We start from the raw sequence: 21706 nt of genomic DNA, 5'->3' as shown, positions 1-21706 counted from the left end.
AAGAAATGTGAGTTACAACGTCAAAATAATCATCAGATCTTCTAACAGAAATTAAAAAGGAAAAATACAATGAACGATGTTGACTGGATAACAACGTTATTCTCATATTACCTAATAGCAGGAGCGGTTCTAATACCTGTATCACTCTTGATTAAAAATGACAAAAAAGTGCAACTCATGAAAGTCTTTCTTATCTTATTTTGCTTTTATGGTGTTTTTGATGCATCCATCACTAATGCATTTTTCCTCTTACCTATTCCCCTGTCGGGGATGTATTTCCTCGCACTTGATGCCCGAATGAAAACCAAAAAAAACATTCAACTATTCATACATGAAATCATATTAGTACTCACTCATTTTATGTTAGTGGCATTTCTACTCTTCCTTTTCACCATTGATACAAACATTCCTCAGGGATGGTAAAAACAAGCAACGACGCCAACATAAACCCCTGTCACTACAGGCACCCAACTACCAACCTCTTCCATGGAGAGCCCATGTCTATCTACTCTATGTATTATTTCTTTTCTGATATTTCTGATTACATTAATGACCTCATGTTATTCAGTCTCTCGCTATTATTTGTTGTCACATCCTTTATATCGAGGAGGCTTATTCACATTATCCAGGCGATTGTATTGGCCGGGATTGCCATCTACGACAGCTCTTCGGTTTTTCCGGTAATTGCCTACCTGTCGATGTACATCATGAGCCTGTCGGGCATTATGCGGTCATACGGACTCCTTCGACGTGGCATTATCACCAATCCGTTAACCATTAAGTCTCTTATGTGGCTGACCATGTCAGTAACCATCATCTGTTGCACCCAGGTGCTGGTTATGATTATGTTTTATGTTGTTTCTGCTCTCAGAATAGATCCCGTCTTCGACCTTTTCGGCGGGCCACACAATTGCCTTTAACAACAGGTTCAGACTTTACGACGCTTTTTTGCACCAAAACCACCTACCACTCCACGCCCCTGAGCACTAAACCATCCCACGGCACGTGCCGTGTTCCTGACACAACCGGTCAAAGAGGCCGCGGCTTGCTACATCAGACAACCAACCAGTAAAGAACAATAAGCACAACAACCACAAAGATCATCTTGAACTTATCGTTATTGGCTTTTCTTGATAATGGATCCGGGTCTTTACAGTTTGGGCATTCAACAGCGCCGGTAGATACCTGATGCCCACACACGTAGTACTTCCCCAATACATTAGCCATAACACGCCCTCTAAATATCTTATAAGTCAATCGACTATAACAAAGCTTCACTACCTACAAGAGCAGCAGCAAATAACCTTGTAAGTACCAAGCTTTTTAATCACCAACAAGGAAAAAACCGATGAACACACAGATACATACGTCCGCTATAAGGCGCTTCTATCATCACTTGAACCGATTCTATGCGAACCCGCTGTCGATACTCCTTAGCCTGGCAGCGGGTTTCATTGTTGTCCTGCTCAACAACGACGTGCCGTACAGCAGTGTCAGGGGCTGGGGCACCTCCGAGATCGACACCATCCTCAAATTCGGCTTGTTGTTTAACCTGCTTATGCTGCTGGGATCATGGTGGGTTGTGACGGCCCGGCCAAAAAACTACGACATCATCGAGCCGAAAATAAAACCGCTCGTGGATACCATGAATAACACAGGCCTTATCCAGACCATCGCCTCCTGCGAAGGACACAGTCTTCCGGGCAAGCCGCCCTATGTGTATTTTCGTACCACCGTCGAGTTTGCGGCCCAGTTGGAGAAGCAGCTGCGGGCCAACCTGTCCCACCCAAAAATGCGGGCACTATGGTGTATAGAAGGCAACTTCAACCCGGAAGAGGAACTGGTCTTCACCCTTTTTTCGCCTGTCTATCATTCTCGCCTCTACGCGCTCAGACACACTGTCGAATTTTGGTTATTCAGAAAGCAGGTTGACAAGGAGCTGCTGTTCCTGGCACAGCTGGTCAACAAGGCGGCAGAGAGCTACACCGGAGCGCGCCTAAAGGACATCGAACACCCGCCCGCAGTCTTCGACTATCAGTCTGGATATATTGAGATGCGCAACATGACGGCGTTTATTCTGAATATCGTTGCCGGTGAGATTGATGACGGGAGTCTCCGGGTAGACGGTGACATGGCGTGGTATACCCAAGCGGCTATCGACAACAACGATCCCCGCATTGAACAACAAAAGAAAAAAGCAAGGCAGGCTCTGTCTATTACACACACATTACTCAAACGCTCTGCCCCGGTATCGCTTAGGCAGCATGACAAACTCCTAGAGATTTACTCGCTCTGCCTCAACGCCATCACATCACAAGAAGGTGAAAGAAAAGTGTTCGTTGACCACAGCGAGACACTCGACGATATCCGGTTCCCACCCGAATTGTTCGACGAATACTAACAAGCTGAAAACAAAATATCATCTAAAGAGCCAGAAGAAATAATTATTGAAATTACTCAAAAGATCGATAGCGATGGCTGCGCATTCCTTGGTGAATTTGATCGCGCCTCATTTAAGGTCATTGAATATCCAAAAGGAAAACATCTAACGGCGGATCTTATGCAAAAGCTGCTACATCAATGGTGCTTTGATTGTCAATTGGAACAGTTTGGCAAAAAGCCGACAAACGGCAGCTTTAGAGGTCAAATGGTCTTCATTGATCAAGAAGCGCCAGAAGAAGGGGAAAGAATTAACTTAATACTCGGTTAGTAACAACAGCTTGCCAACCCGATAATATTCCCCAAATCAAAATACCTGAGAAGTTACGCAGGATGGCAATCAACTACATAATTTTGTGAAGTGAAGCTAAGAAAGAAATAAGCGTCCAATTTCAAACACGGCCGCACCTCGATAATTTTTTACACTATCGATTTTTTTGTTGGTTTCTGAATCAAACCAATATCTCCCGTCCGTATGAAATTTTGAAAGCAACCAAGAGTAATCATTGATCTCTTGAGGCGTAACCTCCCCTAGACCTGTAGCTATACCAGCCATCATCGAGTGGTTTCCGGTCCCAACTAAAAAGAACCTCCAGGGAAGAACAAGCGTCACATAGTGATTATAATCTTCCCTCCAGTCTATAGGCTCCATTTCTGGTTGACGAGACGCCAAATAACATAAGTTATCGATGTAACGTTGTCTGTTCCAGGGGCGGGTAAATGCAATATCACGTCCAAGATTTAAAGTTGTATCGTCTGTATGTGAATCTATTTTTCTTGGGTCATACAAACACGATCCCATTTTTCCCGAAAACAAATGTTTAAGCCCAATTTGTTTAACAACTCCAGTCCCTAGCTCCGCAGTAACTAAGTTCACCTCAGATTGCATGGGTTTCAAGATTAGATTAACAAAGTCATAAAGAGCCAACGGATTTTGGGCTTTTATTTCGTGCGCCACCTGAACCAAATTATCAAATTTAACCACCTGCTGGGATTTAAACAGCATCTTTAGTTTTTTATGAAAATTCACAATTCCCCCTTAGGAGAGCCTTTCATGCCATTAATAGTCATTCAGACGAAGATATTAAAACTCTGTCAGTTAATCAAACTTATCCCTAACGACTTAGTCTCGCTATCACATCTTGATTATCAAATACCGATAGAGAAGCATCTCGATGAGTACCGAGAGTTGATAGACGAAATAGAGAGTCAAACTCAATTTTTCAGCAACAAGCGTACTCATTGGTCGATGAACCACGCACGAACTCATGACGATTTTTTGTTGCACTTGAGTGAAATCAAAACACCCAGCCATCAAAAGGAGAGGCTGTATAGAGCCAGACCGCGCCCAAGAGCATTACTTTAATTAAAGGCGAACAACACTTGAAATACATGAGCGTATTGCAGGGGCTGTTGCCAAGCCTCGATTCATCCCTATTTTTTTCATTACGTACCACACTTCTCCGCCCACCCTAAGAATTGTACAACGTTTCAGAATGGCAAGACGACCCGATAACAATCTAACTGCCTATCCCAAAACACAATATTCACAACCCCGAAAAAACATTTCCTAGATGCATCTATTTTGCATAACAGCCTATCGCCCCAAGGAGCACCCGATGTTATCAATCAGTCCCATGTCACAAAGCGCCAGTGATGCGGCCAGCTATTACCTTACCGAAGAAAAACATCACGACCTACCTAACGTCTCATTAGAGGTCGATACCCAATCCCCCGAGAAAGAAACCAACTACTACCTCAAAGAGCAGAGCAGCGAGCCCAATACCCAATGGTTTGGGAAAATTGCCGAGCAAGAAGGTATGCTGGGCAAGCCCGTTGAGGAGAAACAACTGGAAGCGGTATTATCTGGCCACCTCAACGGCACCACGGTGCACGGCAAGCGGGAAAACCACCGCAGCGGGTTTGATTTCACCTTCTCGGCCCCTAAATCCGTCAGCGTATTGGCCTTGGTCGGTGGCGATAAACGCCTGATGAAAGCCCATGATGACGCGGTCAAATTCACCCTGTCACACATGGAAAAAGATGCAGCACAAGCCAAATACACCGACAAGAATGGTAAAACTGCCTTTGCCAACACCGGCAACCTGCTCTTTGCCATGGTTCGCCACAAAACCAGTCGCGAAGATGAGCCGCAAATGCATACCCATGCCTTAACCAGCAACATGACCAAAGACGAACAAAACACCCTGCGGGCATTGGCGTCGTGCTTCAAGCAGCAAGGCGGGGTGATTAACGGCACCAATGAGCGGATTTATAACCATCAACTGTATTACGGTATGCTTTATCAAAGCTATTTAAGCAAGCAAGTCGAACCCCTCGGTTATGGTATTCACAGCGTGGGCAAAGGCCAGTTTGAAATCGAGGGCGTGCCCGAGGGATACCTACAAAGTCAGTCAACCCGCAGCCAGCAAATTGATGAACACGCGCGCAGTGTCGGCATGGATTCAGCCGCCGCACGCGATATGGCCGCCAAAGGCACCCGAAAAGGCAAATCCTACGCCAGTGACGCCACTCTGATGGAAAAATGGCAAGGCGATGCCAAAGCCAGCGGTTTTGACATACAAGCCTTTGTCGCCAGCAGCTATGCCCGCGCCAATAGCGAGGCACCCAGTCAGATCTTAAAGCCCGCCGCCATGGATGCGGCACACCGCGCTATCAACCACCAAGGCCAGACCCGCAACCAGCTGGGGTATGAAAAACTCATCGAATCCGCCGCAACCCAATTTACCCAGGGGGAAAAACTCGATGTCATCGACATCAAACTGGCCGTCGATACCCTTATTCAGCAAGGCCTCCTCATCGGCCTGAACGACAGTCAATCGCTGTTTACCACCCAGACCATGATCGACAACGAGCAAAAGCTGATCGCCAGTACTCAGGGACAAAAGCGTCACTTACGCACCCTGGTGAATACCCAAAGCCTGGAGCAGCAAGGACTCAGCGCCGACAACCAGGATAAAATCAATACCCTGTTTGCCAGCCGCAAACAAACCAACATCGTCAATGTGTTTGGCCAAAGCCAACAGATCGCCAGCGCCCTGCTCCATGTCGGCACTGAAAGTGGCCAGCGGATCCACATCATCACCCCGGACACCCTGAGCAAACAAACGACCGGCGCCAAAGTACCGCGCGAAGCGTTCACCGCCACCCAATGGGTTAAAAACCTGTTTCGCCCTGAGCATACCCACACCGTTCAGCGCCTGCTTCATGACAAAGACACCCCGTACAGCAACCGCGACCTGTTTGTGGTCGAGGCGGCCAACAAGCTGGGCGTCAACGAGGTACAAGGATTGATTGATAAAGCAAAGGTCAGTAACAGCAAACTGATCTTCCTCAACCACACCCATGCCCGCCAGGGCATGAAAGCCGGTCGCGTTATGGACACCCTGAAAAAAGGCAACGTAACCGAACACAGCTGGGTCGATACCAAGGACAATAGTGCTCAGTTGTTTGTTCATGAGAAAAACGACGGCGAGCGTATCGATGCGATAGCCAGGGCGTACAGTGACCTCACCGACACGTCTCAGGTACAGGTGCTGGGCACCACCCAAAAAGATGTGCAGGCATTGAACACCACGATACGCCACACCCTGCAGCAACGCGGGAACATCAACCGCCACGGCGTCACGGTGAGAACCCTTAACCCGGTTTTCTTGTCCGATGCCCAGCGGGAAGTGGTCAGCCATTATAAAAAAGGGATGGTACTCAGTGAGTGGCAGAAGGTACATGGCCGCAACACCAAACAGGATTTCACCGTCACCGCCATTAACCGGAAAAATAACCTACTCACCCTAAAAGACAGCAAAGGCAAAACCCAAGACATCAACCCCAACACCCGCGAAGCCAAAGTCCGTCAATTTTCCATTAGCCGCCCGGACAGCATTGAAATTGCCAGAGGCGATAAACTGCGGGTCAATGGCAACCACTTTGCCAGCAAGCTCAAACAACACCAGACCTTAACGGTCAGTAGCAGCAACGCCCTGTTCATTAACCTAAAAGACAATGACGGCAAGTATCACCTGCTCGCAAAGAGCCAGCTAAACGACGCGCCGCTGAGCTATAACTTTGCCCAACTCCTGAGCAAAGCGGACGACACCAAGGCACATACCTTGATTGGCATGAAGTCCTATGCCGCTTCCAAAGAGTTATTGCATGACTTGAACCATGGTCAGGCCAGCCGCATCGATGTCTTTACCGACAGCGGGGAAAAACTCGATAAGCAGCTGGAAAAAAGCACGATCCAACCCAGCGCCATTCACCGCGTCATGCAGGCCGATAGCGCCCCGGAAAAGTTCATCAACAGCCAAACGTTTGATGTACTGCGCCAGGACGTTAACGCCACACTGCATACACTGAAAGACAAGGCTCTCGACAAAGGACTCATCGAGAGCGCCGTCCAATACGCCATTGGCACCGTCTCCGAAAAAGAAGCAGGGTTCAGTCAAAAGCAACTGGTGATTGAAGCGATCAAGTACGCCTTTGAAGAAAAAGGCCAGGCCATTAAAGAAACTGACATTGTGGCTCACCTCCAGCAAGCCGAAAAAGGCCAACAGCTGTTATCGGCCGAATACCATGATGGCACCCGCTGGACCACCCATGCTGCCATTAATACCGAAACCCGTATTCTTGACCGATTAGCCGCAGGCAAGAACACCGTAACCCCGTTGGCCACGTCCGAGCAAGCCAACCATTATCTTGCCCAACAAGACCGTTTGGCCGAAGACCAAAAAAGTGCTATCTACCTAATCACCACGACCCCCGACCGTTTTGTGGCTGTACAGGGACTGGCGGGGGTGGGTAAATCCACCATGCTGGAAAGTGGCATCAAACTGGTTGAAAGTATCCAGGCCGATACTGAGGAAAAAACCACCTTCATTGGCTTGGCCCCCACCCATGCGGCGGTCAATGAGCTCAAGGCCAAAGGCGTTCAAAGCCAAACCGCCCAATCATTGCTCACGGATTTTCTCAGTGAGAAACACACGCCAGGGCAATTTCGCAACACAGTGTTTTTACTCGATGAAAGCTCGATGACCAGCAACCAGCAAATAGACCAGTTCACCGAATTGGTGAATATAACTGGCGCACGCGCCGTCAAGTTGGGCGATATATACCAGCTCACATCACAGGAAGCCGGCAAACCTTTTGAGCTGGCCATCACCAACAATATCATCGACAGCGTCACCATGAAGGACATGAAACGCCAGCAAAACGACACCCTGCTCGGTGCCATCCATAACATCGTTGACCGACAGGGAGAAAGTGCCTTAGAAAAATTAAAGCAACAAGCCCCGCTGCAAGACTATCAGCCCCTTCCTGCCACCAAGAACGAACAACAAGCCGACGACCAAGAACAAGCCAGCATCAACCAAAGCCACAATGTGATATCCACCTATCACAACACGGACAACCCGAAAAAAGACCAGGAGACCGCCACTCTGGCGCTAGCCACTACCGTGGCTCTGGAATACCTATCACGGACACCGGCCTCACGGGAAAACACCCTCATCATTGCTTACACCAACCAAGAGCGTGATGACATCAGCCACATTATCCGCCAGGGGCTGCAACAACAAAAACACTTGAGCGCCCAGCAATATAACGTGCCACGTTTGCGCAGTGTCGGGGCAACCAATATCGAAATGGCCACCATGATGCCGTATAAATCAGGGCTTATCTTACGTACCGGCAAAGACAACTACGCCGCCATCACTGACGTTGACCGCCAACACGGTGTTGTGACCGTGGCTGACATGAAAACGGGCGAAGAGCGCCCGTTCTTCCCTAAAAACCACGACCACACTTTTACCCAGCTCTGGAGTCAATCAGAACAACCACTGGCCAAGGAGGACAGCATTATGCTCAGGCAAACCGATAAAAGCCGCCAATGGCAAGGTAACAAGGTCTACCGCGTCACTGATATCAACAACGGAAAAATACAACTAGAAAGCAAAGATCGGCACACCTTGAGCCTCTCAACCACCCAAATGAAAGATGCACACTGGGATTATGCCTACACCCGAACCGCTGACATGGCACAGGGTTCAACCTATGAGAACGTCATTACCACCATCAAAGGCAAAGGGATACTTACCAACATTCGCCGGGCGTATATCGATATCACCCGTGCCAGTCATCACGTTAAACTCATCACTGACAACACCGAGAAAACCATGCTGTCATGGGTGAACAATGAGACCAATAAACCCTCGGCACTGGAAACCAGGGACAAGTACTACCCCGAACATAAAGCGCTTTTCAACGACCGTCCTATACCCAAAGACAACCCGGTCTATCAAGACATCAATGGTCGCTTAGATATCAAGACCATGGGGAAAGTCATTAACCAGCAATTACCTGCCTATACAGAATCACTGGCCACCCAACTATTGGGGCAGCCAGATACGACGAAATCGGGCCGGGACACACTCACTTTCCAGCAACCAAAAGGGGAATTGAAAATAACCTTAACCGGCCAATATCGCGGTCACTTTAAAAACTGGGGCACCGGTGAAAACGGCACGTTAATATCGCTGATAATGAATAAAGAAGGACTCAGTTATAAAGACGCTTTATTTAAAGCAGACACCTTATTATCAGAGCCGGATAAACATCAACTGACTATCAACCCACAACATGAACAATTAAAAGCCACCGTTCCGCTTAAACAAAGTCAGTTAGAAGCACGCGCTCAGCAATATTTCAATGACGGCATTCCTGTCACCAACACCTTGGCGCAGACCTATTTAGACACGAACCCACATCGTCCATTTAAAGATAATGACAGCATTCGCTTTCACCCGCGAATATATTCATCAGAATCAAAAACCCCCCACCCTGCTTTAATTGCCAAAATAGAAACGCCAGACAATGACATAAAAGGCATTGAAATCACCTACCTCAATAAAGACACAGGCGACATCAGCGACCTAAAAATAAACAAACGGGTATTGGGCACAAAATCGGGAAACCATATTCCGATTAACGAAGGGAGGAATATTGATTACAGCATTGTGGCCGTCGGCATTGAAAATGCCTTATTCATTAATGACAACAACCCCGCCAATGCCGATATTATTGCCGTCAACCGAAACACAGATTGTCGAACGGTCAACACAGATACTTTGCGTGACAATATTATTATGGTACTGGACCAGGGGAGCACAAAAATAAACTCACAGCTGATTGAAGATATTACCCACAAAATAGAAAAGGAAGGACGACACGTTACTATCATTGAATCCAATAGTATGCAGCCAATGACCAACACATCATTACTCGATGATATTAAAACAGCCATTCATGATATCACTACTAAAGATGCCCATATTCCAGAAACCATCCAATCACTCAACGAAGATATTGGATACACCCTAAACAACGATAGGGATATCGATAAAACAGACGTTAACAATACTGCCCAATCCTTTAAAGAACATGAAACAGATAAATACCATGCGTTGGCTGACAGACTTAATACCCCCAATGATGAACCCACCATCCAACCGCCACTTTTCGATATAGGCGAAAAGACCCGATAATAACGACAAGGGGATATTACTTATCCCCTTCTTTTTCTTCCCCCGCGAGAAATCTTTCCACAAACTCTTCTGCTTTTTCAAAAGTCACACGCTTCCTCGCATTAGACGCAGAATGATCACCTGAGTATTTTTCCTCATTATAGGTTTGGAAATAAATATTATTCTGCATGTAAAGATTCTTTGTCGAAAGCTCCAGCACCTTCTCCATCAATACCCGCATTGAAACTGCTTCCTCCTCCGATGAATGCTCCAACACCCTAAACGCAAAATCAATCAACTCACGTACCGCTTCAGCTTTGCTTTGGATACCTTTCTCTTTCTGGTAATCACCTATCTTCTTATATAACTCAGGCTCACACGCCACCTGGACCACTGGATTTCTCGCCATTTCCCCTCCGAATACACCAACATATCGCAATACACATGTATTGCACTGCATCATTCTACTGTATTGCGCGTGTATTGCACGAAAAAATAGGCGTATTGCGCGCGCAATACGCAAAAACAACGCAAACCAAAATATGACATAATTATCAATCGGTTAAACAGCAGCAATACACCTGCAATACACTGAGACAAAAATAAGCTGCAGCCCTTTAAAAATGCGGCTTCAATACACTTTCAATACGCGCGTATTGCGCACGCAATACACTTTCAGCAAAGTTAAGTTTAACTTTTTTAAAATTCGATAATGCCGAAACTCGTAAAAATATTAATTTTTTCACTTTAAATATCAGCAAGTTACGAACCACAAACAACAACCATCTCGATTTATCGAGATAGCGAGGTGTGTAGTCTTAATATATTGCAATATCCAACCCATCCAAATCGATCATCATTTTTCTTTCTTTTAAGGGGATCATTGCTCAGTAGACACATTCAGGCAGACTGATTGCCAACTGAAATCAGACAGGAAGGTAAAGAGAGCACAAGGTAACGAGGGGGAAAACAACGGCACAGAACGCACCAGGGCAACACAGAGAAAGGAGCAGATCACAACAAGACAATCAAAGCGTGACGGCGTCACAGTGTTATTTTTAGTTTTCAGTTTAAATAACACTGCACCGCATTAACAGAACGTAAGTAATAAACCACGAATCACTCAACATGAACAATTCAATGCCGCTCGCGGCATATAAGCCAACCCGTCAATCATCAATAAGCCATTACCATTCAATTGGCTAAACCCTAACAAGGTCGAATAAAAAAAGAAAACCACCTTCTTGCTAGGCGGCTCTTTATACGGCGGCAATCATTCCAAAAAAAACATTGCTACCTGTCGAAGACAAAAAAGAGGCATAGCGTATGCCGTCATGCTTTTTATGATGATAAATAAAAAAGGCCGCACAAGTGCGACCTTAACAATATAACCATGGATGACTTAATAATAACTGTCCATCATCACGCGATTATCACCCCGGTTAATATTCAATGAAAAAAGAGACAACTTATATTTACCCGACGCCGTAATATGAAAAACCAATGCGGGCACCAAACGATGAAAACGAGCATTCACCCAAGCACCACCATTAAACAACGTGATTGACCACGGTATCTCTGTCACTGTATTTAATGAATCTTCTAACAACTGCAATTCACTATAATCATAGAAACGTTGTGCGCCAACCCTATCACACACAAGTTGACTGATACCCATGGCCCGTAATTGCACTTTATCGTTTTCACACAATACATTGTATTGACGGCTCATTGTGAGTTTTTTATTAATTCTATTTTTTGCCAATAATAAACGGCTGGTCTGACGATGTGAACAACGGGGTGTATTCATAGCATTGATGAGCGATACAGTATTCATGATGACCTCGCAGTAACCCCACAAAAAACGCCACTGTGAAAACAGTGACGGCTTATTATTAATATTCAGACGGCAATAACAAAGTGGTGTACGTTCTATCGGCTTCGGTAATAATCAAGACTTCTTTATTCTGATAACGATACGACGATAAAATACGCGATCCATCAACCGTCGCTGAATTATTTAATGCAGCATCATCAACACAAACATGGCCCCAGTCACAGGCGGCATGACGAGCAAGAAACGACAAAGCCTCTTCTTGAATCTTATTAAACACATCCAATGCATTAGGTGTGATAAAAACATTTCCTAGCGAAAACGGTTTAGGCTCAACCATTTCGGTATAGTGGATAGAATCACAGTAAGCATTCATTGAAAGCTCAAAAAAATCTTTATTGCCACACTGACAAACACCCGAAAAACAACCGTCATTGATGGTGACTTGTTTAATAATGAGTTCATCACGTAATACTAAATATTGCTGACCCTGATTATCTGTGAATAGTTTATGTAACGGTAATTGATCACACTCACCAGAAATTAAATAGTTCATACATTCGCCTTATTATTGGATTGAAAATTAAAACGGGGATATCAACTATCCCCTGACAGCTTGACCGTGTTAAACCGAGTGAGAAGCACCCGCACGAACGGCGGCTAATTCGCTAAACAGTTTTTTTAATTCCCGACCATTAAGCGCATGAAAGGTTATGGGTTTTCTTTGCTCAAAAGCTCTGATAATATCGTTCGCTGTGATCATTTTTGATACCTCGTTAATGGTTACATTTGCCTCCTTCTAGTTCGAGCTAGAAAGGGGCAATCCTCATTTACAACTCTTCTTTACGACTTAATGTTTCAGCCAGCATTTCAGCGGCGGCAATCGCATTCGGGGTGATCTTACGTACCCAAGCCCCGCTATAACGTGACCACTTAAAGCCATAAGATTTAATCAACGCTCTAACAGATTCTGACGGCTTATCATCAAACGAAAACTTAACGCGACCATCTTCTTCATACAGTGTCCATGCAAGCCCCTCAACCTCTCCTTGTGCGTCTAACGGCGTTTGATTGTGCAATGCCTCCAATTCTTTAATGCGTTCGCGGGTGCTGCGAATGGTGGCGTTATTGTTTTGTAATTGGTAGCTAGCAAAACCAACACGGCCAACGTGATCCGGTTCAAGCAACTTTTTCGCAGCGCACTCGCTAAAGCGGTGTGTTTTCACCATGTATTCGATTTTGTCGGCGTCACTCATGTGTTTAGAGCGAATAACGTTGTTCACTGCTTTCATGGTGTCTTGTGCAGATTCAAGGCTGGCAAGTTTTACCTTTAATTTTTGAATCGCTTCGGGATCATCGGATGCAATGCCCCCCGTACCGATACTGGCGGCACGACTTTCTAGTTCGCCCGCTTTATTACTCGCCGCCACGGATTTACCCATATCATTAAAAATACGGTCAGCGTCTCGACGGGCGCGGCCTTCGCTATGATGACCAACGAGAATAGGTTGACCAAAGGGGATATGACTCGCACGCTCTTTTGATGCCAGGTAATAACGGGTTGATTCTGCTGTGGCTTTTTCGGCTCTCGCTTCAAGGCGATCACGTTTGGCCTCGATACGCTCTTGATAGTCGCCCAAGCTCACGACGTTGCGTGAATTCGGCGGCGTTGGGTCAATGGGTTCAGGGTGTTTTTGATCATGATTAAGCGGGGAGATATACCCCTGGGCTAACGCCTCAATAACGTACGAGTAAGTGGTACGCGGTTTCGTGGCCACAGCGACAGCCTTGATACCACGAGCCGCCAAATCGAAGGTCAGCGTCGGGTAGTCAGCATCAATGTCATGACGAAAGATTTTCTCTACGCCACGATCAGAATGTACCGTCAATTTTGTTTTTGCGTATCCCTGCCCTCGCCCAATCTCTAACGCTTCACGCGTTGATTTTTCATCATATTGCGCCAGCGTTAGTACTTCACCGTCTTCAAAGTGATTTGATTCACTCCAAATAATGTCGATTTTTTTAATGACTAGGGTTTCGGTGGTTTCAAACGTCACTTGTGACAAATCACGAAGCGGCACCGGTTCTTTTACCTCAACGGGCGCGGCTTTTTCTTCCACGGCATCAAAGGTCAGTACAACGTCATCAGAAAAGTGATACGGACAATCAGAGAATCGAGCATTCACAAGCAGGCCATCTTTGACATAAAGATAGATTTCTAGCTCGCTGTATTCAGCGTCATACCACGTCCAAAACTCCGCCACATCAATCAAGCGAGGCTCGTTATAGCGATAACAATCATCCATCCCCATAGACTGCGTTTTTAACGTGATACAGGTAGCGATAGACAACAAATCCGCTATTTTCTTTTTAGCATTCTTGCGTAACTTGCCCGCCTTGAAGCTCTTCAACATTTCATTTTTGTTAGAGCCTGACTGCTCCAGAGGGGATACGCTGGTCGCCTGTTGCTGCTTAGTGATTGTTGAGTTGATAGCGGTTGAATGTGTCATGGCAGTGCTTCCTGTTTAAGTGGATGTTCATTTCCGTTCTTCGCCTGACTGTTCGATTTCTTGCCATCGTTCTGCTTTACAAGGGCGCGAAGCGTTTATATACCCTTGTGAATCAGGTTGTGGTGAGAAACGATTAACAGGCAGTAGCGGAAAGGGAAATGAATGGACACGCAGGAAGTACAATGACGCATGAGACCGGTAGCGACGATTACAAACACTTAGCAGGGAAAGGTGAAAGCTCTTGATGTTGTGAGTTCGACGGTAGGAGAAGGATTGCTGTTGCGTTGGGTGATTGTTCACAGGAATCGAGCACCCCTTAGCAACTCGTTGCTTTTAGGGATGCCGGTTATCGTGGGAGGAGCTTGCGACGGAATGAACCGAGCGAACGCGAGAACGTCCAATCAAAACTAGAAGGAAGGATTAAGTAAAACGTTTTAACCTCATTAAAAATTTTGCATGCAAAATTTCTATTTCATTAATTTACCTTTAGCGCTCAACTTCCAAAAAATAATTGCAGTATTACGTTGATAGTTATCATGAGAAACAACCTCACCAGATTTATCAATTACAAGTCGTTCAATTAGTCCAGCGTCAAAAAGAGCATAAAGCCCTTTATGGAAATTACTTTTTGTAGAAATACCAAGCAAACTTTTTAACGATTTAGCACTATAGTAGAGATCATCCCCTAATTTATAGGTCTCTACACTGGCATCATTTAAACCGTTGTCACACCATCGCAGCAAAGTGACCAATTGAAAGCATACTGACTGACGTGGCAATGTTGCAATCTCTTTTAATATATCAACACGGTTCTGAAAGTCAGTCATATTAATTCACCTTAATTACGATTAGGTTATCGTAATAATTATTTATTTTAATGTTCATTTTTCGCATCACGAGCCACAATCAACCAATCCCCCAAGAGATCGACCCATAATTCCGTAATAGAGTGATTATTTAATAATATATACCTAGCAGAAATTGCCTTCTCGGTGTCACTCTTTGGTGTCCAGTCATTCGTAATAAGTAAATCAAATGCCGCTCTACATGCCCATTGAGGTGCATGATTTTTGACACACCATTCTCGCAGTGTTTGTCCTGGAGGTGGCCGCCGTTCATAGACATACCCTTTCTGAACAGCATGCTCCGTCAAAGTTTCTACTAACTCCGAGGCTGAACCGGAAATATAGAAGGAATAAGTTTTAAGTAAACTCACACGATTAGCATTAACCAATAGAGCTAACCCTTTTCTATCAATCGGCATAACTAATTGCCGTAGCCTATTAAATTCACATCCGTAACAGGTAAAATCACAGCCTCAGAGCATTTATCAATAATAATTGATAAATATCCGATATCAGCCTCACCATGCGTATCTATCAAACCTTGCCGTCCATCACTTAATGAAACACGAATAGCTTTTGGTTGATTAATATGAGTTTCATTTGTTCTAGGTTGAGAAGCATCACGAGCTTTAGACTTCTTCTTCCCTCTTGAACTCACATTTATCGTTTCAACTTTTAGCTTTTTCACTAACAATTGAGCGCCTTGCCTAGTGACTTCATTTGCAAGCAAGTTTTTTGTCATTTCCTCATTCATTGAGGCCGCAATACGAAGGGAATTAACCGTCTCTTTGTCACCAATTTGATCATCGTAATACGCCTTCACTACAAATTCAGGCGCAGAAACAGTTTTAAGAAATGCTGATATTTCAGATTCAGAGATTGTCATTTTTTTTGCTAATTGCTTGTTGTTTAACCCCTCCTCTTTTTTCATCAACAACAATGCTGCTCCAACCTCAAATGGGTCTAAATCAATACGGTGAATATTCTCAGCTAACTGCTGAAACATAGTTCCAGTAGTACGGACTATCGCATCAAGATGGCTTATTTCATGAAGTTTTGCACCACGCCATCTACATTCACCTTTCTGAATTTTATAACCTTTTCCATCCATAGGATAAACGACAATAGGTTGTATCTGACCATGCTCTTTAATACTTGCACCAAGATCTTTAATCTTCTCAATCGGAAAATACTTCCGTACCTGCGATTCAGAATAGATCTCAGAGACAGGTATTTTTAAAATTTTCTCACCTTCGCGCAATTCCACATTGGATTCATCAAGTAAATCAATACCAGCAGCTCTATCACGTAATGACATAATTATTTCCCTAGCTTTGAAATGCGAGAATCGAAGGCAATAAAAAACTGAGTAAGCTGGATATGTTCAGCATGCTTAGGAGAAAATGTATTTAGACCGACACCGGCTTCCAAGGCTTCTGATACTTTAATTGATTTATACAGTTTTTCAGTAAAAACCAAATCGCCATAACTGGCTCTAAGTTTGGCTTCATTTTCTTTCTGAGTATTAGGGGTAGGGCGGTCCATTTTGTTAAGAATAATGCCGATAATTTCAAGGTCGGGGTTCATTCTTCGCATTTGCCGAGAGGTTTTAATTACTTCATGAACACCTTTTACTGACTGACTAAGAGCCTCAGTAATAATAAGTAACCCGTTTGCAACCGCCATTGCTGCATGTTGTAAAGTACCTACAGAAGGAGGGCAGTCTATAAAGATAAAGTCATAATCATCTTTAATTAGATCAAGAGAATCTGCAAAATTAAACATTCCATCTTGAGACACATTACTTAATTTTTTAGATGACCCAATTACGCCTACATTCTCAGAATGCATATAAGGAACAGGCTTTTCCACACGTTCGAACATAGCAAGGGCGTGGGATGCATGATTACCCGTAACAAAATCTTGATTGCTTAATAGTTCCTTGGCAAGTAACTCACCAAGGTTGTTTTGAGGGTCAAAATCTAGAAATAAGACTTTTTTTCCTTGAGAGGCATAATTTAAGCCTAAGTTAACAGTAGCCGTTGTTTTACCAACACCGCCTTTTTGGTTTGCTATTGCAATGATTTTACCCATTGTTTTTCTCCTTTGAGAGTGACGTTCACGCCATAAAATAAGCAAGTAATTTACTATGCTAAGAAGATTAACCTCCTCCTCTTATATAGTCAATAAAAGAAAACAGGATGTGTGAAATTTTGCATGCAAAATTTTTAGATAGTTAAGCTATACCTTACTTACTACCATTTGGAGGTGTACGACTGACATTAAATTTTATAACTCGTTGAGCATCAGCATTCTCCGGGGTGGGAGCGAGAATCCATAATGATCATCCTTAACAACCCCTGAATAGTGATTAGAACGATTCAAAGGGTATGTATAAAAATGGACCCGTCATTTTTCCTTGGTAATTAGCAAACAGACAAAATCGGTTGGTAGTTAAGATATGACAGAATTGCTTGATGATCACATGCCAGGGCAGGTACGTTAACGAATAATTAAACAATACAAGTTAGATTCAATACTCTAACTTGTATTGTTCGGATTAGTAGACTTAGGGGAATCCTTTTTATTTATGGTCGTTCTGCTGCCTTGAGCCAATCATTCACTCCGCTAACCCCCAAAACTAAAAGTGTATCTTGCAGAGTGACCACGCGCTGCAACATAGCTCCACTGTCAGATTCTTCCAGCTCTTCAGCCTGTACAAATAGACGGGTCAGTAGTTGCGTTAGGCTGTTATTATAGTCATGAACATAGGCTTTAGTTCGACGCACGAAATCTAAGTAAATCTCAACAGCTTCCAATGCATACATTGGGTCGTGAACGGAAATTACGTTCAACCATTTATCAAAACCAAAAATATTATTTCGTCTAGAATCGGTTTCTGATTCCAGCAGGCTAAAACAACGCTGAATTAGCTTAGTTGGTACAGTTAACAATGGTGTAGATTCTCGGAAAAGATTATGAAATTTACGCGCGATGATAATAGCATGCGAGTTTTCTGCACTTAAACCTGCTTCCAGTCCCGAAAAACACTGTTCTTTGTGTCGTTGAATATTGCTGTGGTGTGTCCATACACTTGCAGCCCCGCTCCATGCAGCGGCTGTTTCAACAACTTTGAGTTCCTCAACAAAAATCGAAAAGTCTATATGTTTCAAAAAAGCAGCTAGTGCAGAAATACGTCCCCAAGTCTCGTGATCTTTGCCGAAACCGTCACGATAGAGGTGTGCTAACCAAGGTGCAATGATTTTGAATTTTTGATGATATGTGTAATACAAGCATGGTTCAGCTAAAGCCCAAAGCCCTTCTGCACTTTCTTTTACTGCAAGATCAAACAATTCCCAGCCAAGCTCAGGAAAACGGTCCTGTAAGTAAGGCATTCGCCTCAGCATAACAGCACGAATTGCTGGGTGCTTGTCAGCAGCATATAGGCGTAATGCATCCGGTAGTGAGTTTGGCCACTGTACACCACTTTCCCCAAGCTGGTTGGCTAAAATCATTAGTGCTTCTGCTATGTTTCCTCGGCTCATATTGATACCAGCATTGAGTAGATCAACAGAGTCGCTTTCTTCCATTATTGATGCAAAACTCTTTGCTAAGTACACTAGCCGTGCTGCATCATGAGTTTTAACGATGACATGTGAACAGCTTTTAATTGCTTTGGATACTGCGCGGTTATGGTGCCAGTGCTCTTGATGTTGCTCCAAATTTTCGAGGATACTCAAAGCTAGCTTTTCTGCATCAGGTTCCTCTATGTATAACCAATTATTGCTAGGTTGTAGGCTTCCATAACGATGTGCTAGATATGTAGCAACCCCCTCCAAGAGGGGCATTGTTGCAACACTAAAACTTTGTGGTCTTTTGATACGGTTAGGCGACTCAGTAGCTATTGGGCATCCCGAGCAGAGTAAAGCGATTTAAAATAGAGCAGCCGAGTAACATTTCCTTTGACTGGTTTTCAATCTTTCTGCTGTGTAATGTATTGCCGATTATCTTCTTGTAACGTTGCATCGCCGTTTCTGAGACGTTCCTTTTTCCGTATTGCCGCACGCTCTGCCAACCGATAATGCCAAGGGCGAAGCAACCTATCAGGTTGCTCATCCTCTTTGGATGATGGACTTCATCAGCAAACGTATTGTCTTTCGGCGGAATAACAATCTCAGCCTCCGGGAAATGCTCCTCTAATGTCTGGTACACCGCATTGGTATCATACATTTTGTCGGCACTGACGTGCTCGACATCCGTAATGATGGACTGACATAACGTCCCGACAACCTGATCATCCATGGTGTTTTTATCAGTAAGGACAGCGCCTTGAATAAAGTGACTCTCATCAACCGCGAAGTGCGCCTTTCGACAGCTTCGTTTTGCATTAACCTTATGTTTTTCCTGGTGCCATTCATCCTTCCCGAACCGCTTGAGCCCCGTTGAATCAATGGCTATCGCTGCAATTTTGTCGTCTGATTTCTCATGCTTTCTAAAGCGTGGTGCCGTGAGATTGAGCGGCTTCAGCCGCTTTGATAACAGCGTATAATCAGGGCATTGAAGGTTGTCCATGCCGAGCTTCATCAGTAAATTGTCAATCAATCCCTGAGCTTGACGTAGAGGAAGTTTATATACCAATCGAATGTAGTGGCAGGCCTCGATGGTGCTGTCAGGATATTTAACAGAAGAGCCGGTACCATCATAAACGCGTTCATCGTGGTGCCAATTATGGATGATCTCTTCAGAGATCCAAATGTCGAACCGCCCGCGTTGCCTGAGAGCCTGATTGTACTCACGATAATTATTTAGCGCGTAGGTATGCTTCTTAAAATGATGGCGTTTTCTGTCATTGTGTTTGTAAGGCATGTGTTAAACAGCTAACCGGAATGAAGGGCTGGTTATGATAACTGAACTCAGTGTTAATGGAATAATTGGATGTTATCTGAGCGCTTCAACAAAGCCCAGATTTGGGGACAAGGCCTTTGAATTACCCAATTCAAAGTACCTGATATATTAAAATTGCTTTTTCGCGATAACTTCATTCACAAAATTATGTAGTTGTTCGATCGTCTATATATACAATCCTAAACGACTGCTTTTCATCTTCCCACTTATTAAAATATATCTTGGCACACCTTAATATCTTTTCTTTACGTAATTGTTTATAATCAATACCTTCCTTAATTACACCAGATGTAAATACTTCGATTTTATCAATCAGAACACTAAGCGTTTTATTTACCTTTAGACGTGTATCATTATCTGTTGTTAATAGTTGGTCAGCAGATAAGGTATAACGATCACGCACTTCTGATATAGTTTTTAGATCAAGTCTTTGTATTTCATCTAAAGCAGTGGTTATTAATCCCATAGTAAGGGCGTTAAACCGTTTACTATGGGCGGTTATTTCGTTACGTTTGTTGGCTATTATGGCTTCTGAAGTAGGTCTTCGATCTTCCATAAATGACCAATCAAGATCCTGTAAAAATCTAAGCACAACACTATCAAATACCTTTGCGCTAATCTTACTACTTATTTGGCAGCGCTCATCACTGCTACACCCATAGTTATAATACCTTCTTATTTCGTGTTTGCTGCATCTGTTATCGGTATAGTTTCTTGCCAAACCACCACCACAATAACCACATTTCAAAAGGTCATTAAACAGGTTAGCATTTTGACTTGATTGTTTTCCCTTACGGGTTTTGATTATTGCTTGTGCTACGTCAAAACATTTCCGCAAGACTATTTCTGGATAAACATCATTGATTATAATGTTGTTTCGTTTTCCAATGAAACAACCATAAACAGCACCATTTTTTAACGTATACTGCACTTGCTTTCGCGACCAGATATCAGCTTGTTGTCGTGATTTAGATTTAGAATAACAAGGTATGTTTTCATTATTCAAAACAGCAGCAATCTGCGACACAGCATAACCAGTAATGTACATATCAAATATACGCTGTACAGTTTTTGCGTGGTGATTGGCCTCATACCTGTTGGGACTTTCTTTAAAGTCGATCCAAAATGGTTTTGACGAAAGTTTAACGGCTTCCCCCTGACGCATCCTGTCGTACTTGATAGCCCAGACATCCTTTACGCGTTGCTGTTTTATTAGGCTTTCAGAATGCGCACGTTTAAACTCACCAAATGCTTCAACCATAGCACACTTGCTATCAAGTTTTCTTAAGCCGCCTATATACATCCAGATCACAACACCTTTCTTGCGTAAATTAGTGTAATAGTGGAGCATGTAGTCAGAATCTTGTCTGCTAAAAAGGTCAAGAGAATACATCAGAAGTACTGTACCTCGCTCGTACATATCAGCTTGTACATCATCATAGATACGCCTTAAAACAGTACTTTCCTGTATGTGTTTTCTATTGTAAGTAGATAAGCTATCATCAAAGTACTCAGCAACTATGCAGCCTTCATTATCACTTATAATCGCATCTACGGGTTCTTGTTGAATATTTTCACCGAATATAGCAATTGGATGTTTTAACAAAATTCGCCCATAGACTATAAATTTCATAC

Annotated in this window: 20 protein-coding genes; 6 read left to right on the top strand and 14 right to left on the bottom strand. The window is 43.9% G+C overall.

Annotated features, from left to right (window positions below; all coding sequences use genetic code 11):
- Positions 1-69 precede the first annotated feature (69 nt).
- On the top strand, positions 70-423 hold the full coding sequence (locus tag C9J12_RS25530; RefSeq protein WP_107245272.1) for a hypothetical protein: 354 nt from the start codon (positions 70-72) through the stop codon (positions 421-423).
- A 74-nt stretch (positions 424-497) separates the two neighbouring features.
- Positions 498-920 carry a hypothetical protein gene (locus C9J12_RS25525; RefSeq protein WP_107245271.1) on the top strand — a complete coding sequence of 141 codons (423 nt, stop codon included), beginning with the start codon at positions 498-500 and terminating at the stop codon, positions 918-920.
- Between the two features lie 133 nt (positions 921-1053).
- Here the strand turns inward: C9J12_RS25525 and C9J12_RS30860 are convergent, their stop codons facing one another.
- Positions 1054-1227, bottom strand: a complete 174-nt coding sequence (locus tag C9J12_RS30860; RefSeq protein ID WP_170111884.1) for a hypothetical protein — start codon at positions 1225-1227, stop codon at positions 1054-1056.
- Positions 1228-1348: 121 nt separating this feature from the next.
- On the opposite strand from C9J12_RS30860, the gene C9J12_RS25520 reads away from it, so the two are divergent.
- Positions 1349-2401 carry a hypothetical protein gene (locus C9J12_RS25520; RefSeq protein WP_107245270.1) on the top strand — a complete coding sequence of 351 codons (1053 nt, stop codon included), beginning with the start codon at positions 1349-1351 and terminating at the stop codon, positions 2399-2401.
- A gap of 159 nt (positions 2402-2560) precedes the next feature.
- Positions 2561-2710 carry a hypothetical protein gene (locus tag C9J12_RS30855; RefSeq protein WP_170111883.1) on the top strand — a complete coding sequence of 50 codons (150 nt, stop codon included), beginning with the start codon at positions 2561-2563 and terminating at the stop codon, positions 2708-2710.
- A 96-nt stretch (positions 2711-2806) separates the two neighbouring features.
- Here C9J12_RS30855 and C9J12_RS25515 read toward each other — a convergent pair whose 3' ends face one another.
- Positions 2807-3469 (bottom strand): DUF6710 family protein, encoded by a 663-nt coding sequence (locus tag C9J12_RS25515; protein ID WP_107245269.1) that lies wholly within the window; start codon positions 3467-3469, stop codon positions 2807-2809.
- Positions 3470-3493: 24 nt separating this feature from the next.
- On the opposite strand from C9J12_RS25515, the gene C9J12_RS25510 reads away from it, so the two are divergent.
- Positions 3494-3805, top strand: coding sequence for a hypothetical protein (locus C9J12_RS25510; protein ID WP_107245268.1), 312 nt, complete (start codon positions 3494-3496; stop codon positions 3803-3805).
- Positions 3806-4058: 253 nt separating this feature from the next.
- Positions 4059-9998, top strand: coding sequence for a conjugative transfer relaxase/helicase TraI (gene traI, locus C9J12_RS25505; protein WP_227876457.1), 5940 nt, complete (start codon positions 4059-4061; stop codon positions 9996-9998).
- 16 nt (positions 9999-10014) lie between these two features.
- On the opposite strand, the gene C9J12_RS25500 is transcribed toward traI, so the two are convergent.
- The 12 genes from C9J12_RS25500 to C9J12_RS25450 form a co-directional block, all read right to left on the bottom strand.
- Complete coding sequence (locus tag C9J12_RS25500; RefSeq protein WP_107245267.1) at positions 10015-10386, bottom strand: hypothetical protein; 372 nt, start codon at positions 10384-10386, stop codon at positions 10015-10017.
- 993 nt (positions 10387-11379) lie between these two features.
- Complete coding sequence (locus tag C9J12_RS25495) at positions 11380-11814, bottom strand: hypothetical protein (protein ID WP_227876456.1); 435 nt, start codon at positions 11812-11814, stop codon at positions 11380-11382.
- Positions 11815-11872: 58 nt separating this feature from the next.
- Entirely contained in the window at positions 11873-12367 is a 495-nt protein-coding gene (locus C9J12_RS31240) for a hypothetical protein (protein WP_227876455.1), read from the bottom strand.
- A 69-nt stretch (positions 12368-12436) separates the two neighbouring features.
- Positions 12437-12574, bottom strand: coding sequence for a hypothetical protein (locus C9J12_RS30850; protein ID WP_170111882.1), 138 nt, complete (start codon positions 12572-12574; stop codon positions 12437-12439).
- 67 nt (positions 12575-12641) lie between these two features.
- Complete coding sequence (locus C9J12_RS25485; RefSeq protein ID WP_107245265.1) at positions 12642-14321, bottom strand: DUF3560 domain-containing protein; 1680 nt, start codon at positions 14319-14321, stop codon at positions 12642-12644.
- A 467-nt stretch (positions 14322-14788) separates the two neighbouring features.
- Positions 14789-15148: a hypothetical protein gene (locus tag C9J12_RS25480; RefSeq protein ID WP_107245264.1), complete on the bottom strand. Its 360-nt coding sequence runs from the start codon at positions 15146-15148 to the stop codon at positions 14789-14791.
- Positions 15149-15195: 47 nt separating this feature from the next.
- On the bottom strand, positions 15196-15585 hold the full coding sequence (locus C9J12_RS25475) for a hypothetical protein (protein WP_107245263.1): 390 nt from the start codon (positions 15583-15585) through the stop codon (positions 15196-15198).
- Positions 15586-15587: 2 nt separating this feature from the next.
- A complete protein-coding gene (locus C9J12_RS25470; protein WP_107245262.1) occupies positions 15588-16484 on the bottom strand; it encodes a ParB/RepB/Spo0J family partition protein in 897 nt (298 codons plus the stop codon).
- Positions 16485-16486: 2 nt separating this feature from the next.
- Positions 16487-17260 (bottom strand): ParA family protein, encoded by a 774-nt coding sequence (locus C9J12_RS25465; RefSeq protein ID WP_107245261.1) that lies wholly within the window; start codon positions 17258-17260, stop codon positions 16487-16489.
- A gap of 494 nt (positions 17261-17754) precedes the next feature.
- A complete protein-coding gene (locus tag C9J12_RS25460) occupies positions 17755-18906 on the bottom strand; it encodes a hypothetical protein (RefSeq protein ID WP_193944704.1) in 1152 nt (383 codons plus the stop codon).
- Between the two features lie 154 nt (positions 18907-19060).
- Complete coding sequence (locus C9J12_RS25455; RefSeq protein ID WP_107245260.1) at positions 19061-20032, bottom strand: IS5 family transposase; 972 nt, start codon at positions 20030-20032, stop codon at positions 19061-19063.
- Positions 20033-20216: 184 nt separating this feature from the next.
- Positions 20217-21704, bottom strand: a complete 1488-nt coding sequence (locus C9J12_RS25450) for a recombinase family protein (protein WP_170111881.1) — start codon at positions 21702-21704, stop codon at positions 20217-20219.
- Positions 21705-21706 lie beyond the last annotated feature (2 nt).

The organism is Photobacterium frigidiphilum (assembly GCF_003025615.1).
GTDB lineage: Bacteria > Pseudomonadota > Gammaproteobacteria > Enterobacterales > Vibrionaceae > Photobacterium > Photobacterium frigidiphilum.
This window is presented reverse-complemented; position numbering and strand designations above follow the sequence as displayed.